Source organism: Streptomyces sichuanensis, from assembly GCF_020328095.1.
GTDB lineage: Bacteria > Actinomycetota > Actinomycetes > Streptomycetales > Streptomycetaceae > Streptomyces > Streptomyces cinnamoneus.
The window spans coordinates 25,291-34,298 of sequence record NZ_JAIXMK010000118.1; the positions used below are offsets into that span (position 1 = coordinate 25,291).

Genomic DNA, 9,008 nt, shown 5'->3' on the forward strand with positions numbered 1-9,008 from the left:
CACGCCGCCGTTCTCAGCGCCTGACGCGACCGGGACGCCCCGCCTTCCGGAATACCCCGGGGGGGTATATGGTTCTCAACGTCAGGAGACGCCGGGAGTCACCCCGGCCCTCCTGTGCCAGCCCACGCACACGTCCTGAAGGAAGTAAGCATGACCACCCAGACGAACGGCGTCACCACCGTCTACAAGGTGACCGGCATGACCTGCGGCCACTGCGAGGGCGCGGTCACGCAGGAGCTCTCCGCCCTGGCAGGCGTGACGTCCGTGCAGGCTGTGGCCGCCACCGGCCTGGTCACCGTGGCCTCCGCCGGCCCGCTGGACGACGAGGCCGTGCGCGCCGCCGTGGACGAGGCGGGCTACGAGCTCGCCGGCCGCGCCTGAGAACCCACCCCATACCCCCTCCCGGTATTCCGCGCCGGCCGTGCCGCTCCACTGATATGGACGCCGCACGGCCCGGCCCTCCCCCCTGGAGCCACCCCATGACCAGCATCGCCCCCGAGCAGGCCGAGGCCCCGGCCGCGCCCGTCTCCGAAGTCGAGCTCTCCATAGGCGGCATGACCTGCGCCTCGTGCGCCGCCCGCATCGAGAAGAAGCTCAACCGCATGGACGGCGTCTCGGCGACGGTCAACTTCGCCACCGAGAAGGCGAAGGTCGCCTACGGGCCGGGCGTCGAGGTCGCCGACCTCGTCGCCACCGTCGAGAAGACCGGCTACACGGCGCAGGAGCCGCCGAAGCCGGCGGCCCGGGAAGAGGCGACCGCCCCGGCGGACACCCCGGAAGGCGGCCCGGAGGGCGACGAGGCCGGGGCGCTCCGGCAGCGGCTGCTGGTGTCGTTGCTGCTCTCCCTGCCGGTGGCGCTCATGGCGATGGTGCCGCCGCTGCAGTTCGACAACTGGCAGTGGCTGTCCCTGACGCTGGCCGCCCCGGTCGTGGTGTGGGGTGCCCTGCCCTTCCACAAGGCGGCCTGGACCAACGCCCGGCACGGCGCCGCGACCATGGACACGCTGGTGTCGATCGGCACGCTCGCGGCCCTCGGCTGGTCGCTGTGGGCCCTGTTCTTCGGTCACGCGGGCATGCCGGGCATGCGGCACGGCTTCGACTTCGCGGTCTCGCGGGCGGACGGTTCCTCCTCCATCTACCTGGAGGCCGCCGCAGGCGTCACCGCCTTCATCCTCGCCGGGCGTTACCTGGAGGCGAAGTCCAAGCGCAAGGCCGGCGCCGCCCTGCGCGCCCTGTTCGAACTGGGTGCCAAGGACGTGACCGTGCTGCGCGACGGACGCGAAGTGCGCATCCCCGTGGGGGAGCTGGCGGCCGGCGACCGGTTCGTCGTACGGCCCGGCGAGAAGATCGCCACCGACGGCACCGTCGTCGAGGGCAGCTCCGCCGTCGACGCCTCCATGCTCACCGGCGAGTCCGTGCCCGTGGACGTCACCACCGGCGACGCCGTCACCGGCGCGACCGTCAACACCTCCGGCCGCCTCGTCGTCGAGGCCACCCGCGTCGGCGCCGACACCCAGCTCGCCCGCATGGCCAGGCTCGTCGAGGACGCCCAGAACGGCAAGGCCGCCGTCCAGCGCCTGGCCGACCGCATCTCCGGGATCTTCGTCCCCGTCGTCCTGCTCATCGCCCTCGGCACGCTGCTCGCGTGGCTGCTGACGACCGGCGACGCCACCGCCGCCTTCACCGCCGCCGTCGCCGTCCTCATCATCGCCTGCCCCTGCGCCCTGGGCCTGGCCACGCCCACCGCCCTCATGGTCGGCACCGGCCGCGGCGCCCAGCTGGGCATCCTCATCAAGGGCCCCGAGGTCCTGGAGTCCACCCGCCGCGTCGACACCGTCGTCCTGGACAAGACCGGCACCGTCACCACCGGCAGGATGACCCTCCACGACGTCATCACCGCCCCCGGCGTCACCGAACAGGACCTGCTGCGGCTGGCCGGCGCGCTGGAGCACGCCTCCGAGCACCCCATCGCCCGCGCCGTCGCCGACGGCGCCGCCGCCCGCACCGGCACCCTGCCCGTCCCCGAGAGCTTCGAGAACGTCGCCGGCCTCGGCGTCCAGGGCGTCGTCGGCGGCCACGCGGTCCTCGTCGGCCGCGAGAAGCTCCTGGCCGAGTGGGCGATCGAGCTGCCCGCGGAGCTCGCCGCGGCCAAGGCGACGGCCGAGGCCGAAGGCCGCACCGCCGTGGCCGTCGCCTGGGACGGCGAGGCCCGCGGCGTGCTCACCGTCGCCGACGCCGTCAAGGACACCAGCGCCCGCGCCGTCGCCGAGCTGCGCCGCCTGGGCCTGACGCCCGTCCTGCTGACCGGCGACAACAAGGCCGTCGCCGAGGCCGTCGCCCGTGAGGTGGGCATCGACGAGGTCATCGCCGAGGTCCTCCCGCAGGACAAGGTGGACGTGGTCAAGCGCCTGCAGGCCGAGGGCCGTACGGTCGCCATGGTCGGCGACGGCGTCAACGACGCCGCCGCCCTGGCCACGGCCGACCTCGGACTGGCGATGGGCACCGGCACCGACGCCGCCATCGAGGCCGGCGACCTCACCCTCGTCCGCGGCGACCTGCTGGTGGCCGCCGACGCCATCCGCCTCTCCCGCCGCACCCTGGGCACCATCAAGGGCAACCTCTTCTGGGCCTTCGGCTACAACATCGCCGCCCTTCCGCTCGCGGCGGCCGGCATGCTCAACCCGATGATCGCCGGTGCGGCGATGGCCTTCTCCTCCGTCTTCGTCGTCACCAACAGCCTCCGCCTCCGGCGCTTCGTCTGACAGGGGCTGCACGTTCCGCCCACCGAAGGGGCCCCGGCCGAAGCCGGGGCCCCTTCGGCATGCCGGTCGCCGCTCGCGATGCGCGCGACGGACGCCCGGCTACCAGGTGACCGGGAGCCGGTGCACGCCGTAGACGTTGGAGGCGGTGCGCAGCGGCACGTCCTCGGGCGGGACGGCCAGGCGCAGGCCCGGGAAGCGGGTGAGCAGGGCGGGCAAGGCGACGCGCATCTCGACGCGCGCGAGTTGCTGGCCCAGGCACTGGTGGGGGCCGTGGCCGAAGCCCAGGTGGCCGGTGGCCCTGCGGTGGACGTCGAGGGTGTCGGGGTCGGGGAAGCGCGCCGGGTCGCGGTTGGCGGCCTGGTGGGAGAGGGTGACCGTTTCCCCGGCCCGGATGAGGTGGCCGTCGACGTCGACGTCCTCCAGGGCCGCCCGGATGCCGGGGTCGGCGATGGTCAGGTAGCGCATCAGCTCTTCGACGGCCTGGTCGGCCAGGCCGGGGTCCTCGCGCAGGGCGGCGAGCTGCCCGGGGTTGCTCAGCAGGGCGAACGTGCCGTGGGCGAGCATGTTGGCGGTGGTGTCGAGGCCGGCGCCGAGCAGGAAGGCCCCGAGGCCGGCGAGTTCGGTGTCGGTGAGGTCGCCGTCGTGCGTCAGGTCGCTGAGCACGTCGTCGGTGGGCGCGGCCCGTTTGGCCAGGACCAGGTCGTGGATGACGTCCTGGATCGCGCTGTAGGCGGCCGCCTGCTCCTGGGGGGAACGGCTCCGGTCGGTCACGGTGAGCACGTGACGCTGGAAGAGGTCACGGCCGGAGGCCGGCACGCCCAGCAGTTCGCAGATCATCAGGGCGGGGACGGGCTGCGCGAACGCCTCCACGAGGTCGGCCGGCGGCCCTTGCCGCTCCATGGCGTCGAGGCAGTCGTGCGTGAACTGCTCGACGCGTTCCGTGAGTTCGCGCATCCGGCGGACGGTGAACCTGCCCATGAGCAGCCGCCGGTAGCGGGTGTGCCCGGGTGCGTCGATGCCGCTCATGTCGCCGGGCGGTGCGGGTGGCAGGCTGCCGGGGCCGCCGGGGTGGGGCAGGTGCACCAGCTCGTACCGGGAGCTGAAGCGGGGGTCGGCCAGGATCGTACGGACGGTGGCGTAGCCGGTGGCCAGCCAGCCCACGTGGCCGTCGGGGTAGCGCATCCGCGTGAGAGGCCGCCGCTCCCGGATCGCCGCGAGCTCCGCGGGCGGGTCGAAGGGGCAACCGGCAGCGCGTTCCAGCGGTAAGGCGGCCAGGGGTTCGGGGTGTGTCGAGGGGTGCTCGGACATGGGTCCTCCTGTGCGTCGTGCCGTACGGAGCAGAGGTGGAGGCGCGGACGACGTGCTGTCGGCGCGCCGCGGGCGAAGGGCACGGCGGGTCGCCCGGCCACGGCGCGGCACCGCTCGTCACCTGCCTGGGTGACGGTGAACTGCCGGTGAGAGGAGCCGACATGGCGCGCCACCACCATGACGTCATCATGGCGCCAAAGTGGCGCCAAGGCAAGTGTCATGTTTGGTGCCGCATGGCACCTCCTCCGCTCGCTTGGGATTCCCCTAGACCTCGCCCGCTACGGCTCCGGAGCGTGCCCTTTGCACCGAAACTAGGGTCGAACCGCCTCTGGCCGCGGACGGTCGAGCCGACCGCAGGTGCCGCGGGCATGTGTGCTGCTTCTTTGTTCTAGGTGTGGGTGGGTGGAGCGCAATATGGTCGAGTCCGGGCTCAACGGGACTGGGAATCAGGCTGGTTCGGCGGGTCCGGCGGGGCCCGTCGACGCCGTAGCCGTCGTCGGCCTTGCCTGCCGGCTGCCGGGGGCCGCCGATCCGGCCGCCTTCTGGCGCCTGCTCAGCGAGGGCACGGACGCGATCACCGACGTCCCCCCGGACCGGTGGGACGCGGCGGCGACGGCCGACGCCGACCCGTCCGAGCCCGGCAGGACGGACATCCGCCGGGGCGGGTTCCTCGACCGCATCGGCCACTTCGACGCCGCGTTCTTCGGGCTCTCGCCCAAGGAGGCCGCGGCCATGGACCCGCAGCAGAGGCTCGTGCTGGAGTTGGCCTGGGAAGCGCTGGAGGACGCGCACACACGCCCCGCCACGCTGCGCTCCACCCGGACCGGAGTGTTCGTCGGCGCGATCTGGGACGACTACGCGACCCTCCACTACCGCTCCGGCCTGACGGCGATCTCCCCGCACACCGTCACGGGACTGCACCGCAGCATCATCGCCAACCGGGTGTCGTACTTCCTCGGCCTGAACGGCCCCAGCCTCACCGTCGACTCCGGCCAGTCCTCCTCCCTGGTCTCGGTCCACCTGGCCTGCGAAAGCCTCCGCAAGGGCGAATCGACGATCGCGCTCGCGGGCGGCGTGAACCTCAACATCGTCCCCGAAAGCACCCTGGGTGCCGCGAAGTTCGGCGGCCTTTCCCCCGACGGCCGGTGCTTCACCTTCGACGCCCGCGCCAACGGCTACGTCCGCGGCGAGGGCGGCGGCATCGTCGTCCTCAAGCCGCTGGACCGGGCCGTCGCGGACGGCGACCGCATCTACTGCGTCATCCGCGGCAGCGCGGTCAACAACGACGGCGGCGGCGAGGGCCTGACCGTGCCCCTGCAGGCGGGGCAGGAGCAGGTGCTCCGGCTCGCCTACGAACGGGCCGGGGTCGACCCCGCCCACGTCGGCTATGTGGAACTGCACGGCACCGGCACCAAGGTCGGCGACCCGATCGAGGCAGCCGCCCTCGGCGTGGTGCTCGGCGCCGGCCGCGACGCCGGACAGCCGCTGCGGGTCGGCTCGGCCAAGACCAACGTCGGCCACCTGGAGGGCGCCGCCGGCATCACCGGCCTGCTCAAGACCGCCCTGGCCTTACGCCACCGCGAACTGCCCGCCAGCCTGAACTACGAGACCCCGAACCCGGCGATCCCGCTGAACCGGCTGAACCTCCGGGTGCACACCGAGCACAGCGAGTGGAACGGCCAGGACGCCGGCCCGCTGCTCGCCGGAGTCAGCTCGTTCGGCATGGGCGGCACCAACTGCCACATCGTGCTGTCGGAACACCGCACCGCAGCGGACGAGCCGGCACCCACCGGGGCCACGACGCCGCCGGACACCGCGCCGGCACCGACGCCGTGGCCGCTGTCCGCGAAGACCGCGTCCGGCCTGCGCGCCCAGGCCGCCGCCCTCCTCTCGCACGCCGAGGCACACCCCCACCTCGACCCGGGCGACATCGGCTACTCGCTGGCCACCGGCCGCACGGCCTTCGACCACCGGGCCGTCGTCGTCGCCGAGGACCGCGCCGACTTCCTGCGCGCCCTGCGCGAGCTGACCACCGGCGGCATCGACGCCGCACTGACCACGGGCCGCGTCGGCCCGCACGGCCGGACCGCCTTCCTCTTCTCGGGCCAGGGCAGCCAGCGGACCGGAATGGGCCGCGAACTGTCCCGGACGTTCCCGGCCTTCGCCGCCGCACTGGACGAGATCTGCGCCTACCTCGACCCCCAGCTGCCCAGGCCGCTGCGCGAGGTCATGTTCGCGCCCGAGGACTCCGAGGAGTCGGCCGCCCTCGACCAGACCCTCTACACCCAGACCTCGCTGTTCGCCGTCGAGGTCGCGCTGTTCCGCCTCCTGGAGAGCTGGGGCATCGCCCCCGACCTGCTGATGGGCCACTCCATCGGCGAACTGGCCGCCGCGCACGTGGCAGGCGTCCTCTCGCTCGCCGACGCCTGCACACTGGTCGCCGCGCGCGGCCGGCTGATGCAGGCACTGCCCACCGGCGGCGCCATGATCGCGGTACAGAGCACCGAGGACGAGGTGCGCGCGCTCATCGACGGCCGCGAGGACCGCGTGAGCATCGCCGCGCTGAACGGCCCGGACTCCGTCGTCGTCTCCGGCGACGAGGACCTCGTCACCGAAATCGCCGACGCCTGCGCCGCCCTGGGCCGCAAGACCAGCCGCCTTCGGGTCAGCCACGCCTTCCACTCCCCGCACATGGAACCCATGCTCGCGGAATTCCGCCGCGTGGCCGAGAACCTGACGTTCCACACCCCGCGCATCCCCGTCGTCTCCAACGTGACGGGCCGGCTCTCCGACGAGTACGAGGGGTGCACGCCCGAGTACTGGGTCCGCCACGTCCGTGACGCGGTCCGATTCGCCGACGGCGTCGCCCGCCTCGCCGAACAGGGCGTACACACCTACCTGGAGCTCGGACCCGGCGGTGTGCTCACCTCCATGGCCCGCACCTGCACGGACGACGAAGCCGCCCGCTTCGTCCCCGCCCTGCGGGCCCGGCGCCCCGAGGCACAGGCCCTGCTGGCGGCCGTCTCGGCCCTGCACGTCCACGGCGTGGAGCCGGACTGGCACGCCCTCTTCGAGGGACGCGCCGGGGCCGACGGGCGTCAAGCCCGGAAGGTACCCCTGCCCACTTACGCATTCGAACGGCAGCGGCACTGGCTGGACGACACCATTCGCCCCACCGCCCCCGCCGGGTTGCCGGCCGCCCCACAGCCGGGCGCGGCAGCGGACACCGGGACGGAGACCGGCACCGGGACCGGGACCGGTGCCGAGGCCGCGCCCCTGGGCGCACTCGGGCAGCGGCTCGCCGCCCTGCCCGAGCACCAGCGCGACGAAGCAGCGCTCGACCTGGTCCGCGCGCACATCGCGGCCGTGCTGGGCCACGCCGAAGCGCGCCAGGTCGAGGCCGAGTGGACGTTCAAGGACCTCGGCTTCGACTCCCTCAGCTCGGTCGAACTGCGCAACCAGCTCACCGAGGCCACGGGACTGCGCCTGCCCAGCGGCCTGCTGTTCGACCACCCGACCCCCGACGCGCTGGCCCGCCACCTGAGCGCGGAAGCCCTGGGCACCGCCACGGCCGGCACCACCGCGCCCGGAACGGCGGCCGACCCCGACGAGCCGATCGCCATCGTGGCGATGAGCTGCCGCCTCCCCGGCGACGTCCGGTCGCCGGAGGACCTGTGGCGGCTGGTGGCCTCCGGCGGTGACGCCGTCTCCGGATTCCCCACCGACCGCGGCTGGGACGTCGATTCCCTCTACGACCCGGAGCCCGGCACTCCCGGGAAGACCTCCACCCGCCAGGGCGGATTCCTCCACGACGCAGCCGCGTTCGACGCCGCCTTCTTCGGCATCAGCCCCCGCGAGGCCGCCGCCATCGACCCGCAGCAGCGGTTGGTCCTGGAGACCGCATGGGAAGCCTTCGAACGCGCGGGCATCGACCCGGCCACGCTGCGCGGCAGCCGGGCGGGCGTGTTCATCGGCGCGACGGCACAGGACTACGGCCCCCGGCTGCACGAGCCGGTCGAGGGCATCGAGGGCTACCTCCTGACCGGCACCACGACCAGCGTCGCCTCGGGCCGGGTGGCCTACTCGTTCGGCCTTGAGGGCCCGGCGGTCACCGTGGACACGGCGTGCTCGTCGTCGCTGGTCGCCCTGCACCTCGCGGTGCAGTCGCTGCGCAGCGGCGAGTGCACGATGGCACTGGCCGGCGGTGTGACCGTGATGTCCACGCCCGGCATGTTCGTGGAGTTCAGCCGCCAGCGCGGTCTGTCGGCCGACGGCCGGTGCAAGGCGTTCGCGGCCGGGGCGGACGGCACGGGCTGGTCCGAGGGCGTGGCCATGCTGCTCGTCGAGCGGCTGAGTGATGCCGAGCGCAACGGTCACCAGGTGCTGGCGGTTGTGCGCGGGTCGGCGGTGAACCAGGACGGTGCGTCGAATGGTCTGACAGCGCCGAACGGTCCGTCGCAGCAGCGGGTGATCCGCCAGGCCCTGGCGGCCGCCGGCCTGTCGCCGGCGGATGTGGATGCGGTGGAGGCGCACGGTACGGGCACGAAGCTGGGCGACCCCATCGAGGCCGAGGCCCTGATCGCCGCCTACGGCCGGGACCGCGACGACGAACGGCCGCTGTGGCTCGGTTCGCTGAAGTCCAACATCGGTCACACGCAGGCCGCCGCGGGCGTGGCCGGTGTGATCAAGATGGTCATGGCCATGCGGCAGGGCGTGCTGCCGCAGACGCTGCACGTGGACGAGCCGACGCCGCACGTGGACTGGTCGGCGAGCGGAGTGCGGCTCCTGACCGAGGCCGTGGAATGGCCTGCGGACGGCGACGCTCCGCGCCGGGCGGCGGTGTCGTCGTTCGGCATCAGCGGCACCAACGCGCACACCATCATCGAGTACCTCCCGGCGCGCGAAGAGCCCGTACCCGACTCCGAGCCGTTCACGGGA

At 73.4% G+C, this 9,008-nt stretch carries 4 protein-coding genes; 3 read left to right on the plus strand and 1 reads right to left on the minus strand.

Annotation, left to right across the window (positions count from 1 at the left end; all coding sequences use genetic code 11):
* Positions 1-150: 150 nt before the first annotated feature.
* Positions 151-381: a heavy-metal-associated domain-containing protein gene (locus LE181_RS26165; RefSeq protein WP_225663961.1), complete on the plus strand. Its 231-nt coding sequence runs from the start codon at positions 151-153 to the stop codon at positions 379-381.
* 98 nt (positions 382-479) lie between these two features.
* A complete protein-coding gene (locus LE181_RS26170; RefSeq protein ID WP_225663962.1) occupies positions 480-2,762 on the plus strand; it encodes a heavy metal translocating P-type ATPase in 2,283 nt (760 codons plus the stop codon).
* 99 nt (positions 2,763-2,861) lie between these two features.
* Here the strand turns inward: LE181_RS26170 and LE181_RS26175 are convergent, their stop codons facing one another.
* On the minus strand, positions 2,862-4,070 hold the full coding sequence (locus LE181_RS26175; RefSeq protein WP_225663963.1) for a cytochrome P450: 1,209 nt from the start codon (positions 4,068-4,070) through the stop codon (positions 2,862-2,864).
* A 414-nt stretch (positions 4,071-4,484) separates the two neighbouring features.
* Here LE181_RS26175 and LE181_RS26180 point away from each other — a divergent pair.
* Positions 4,485-9,008, plus strand: a 4,524-nt coding sequence (locus LE181_RS26180; protein WP_225663965.1) for a type I polyketide synthase, incomplete at its 3' end; no start/stop codon positions are given.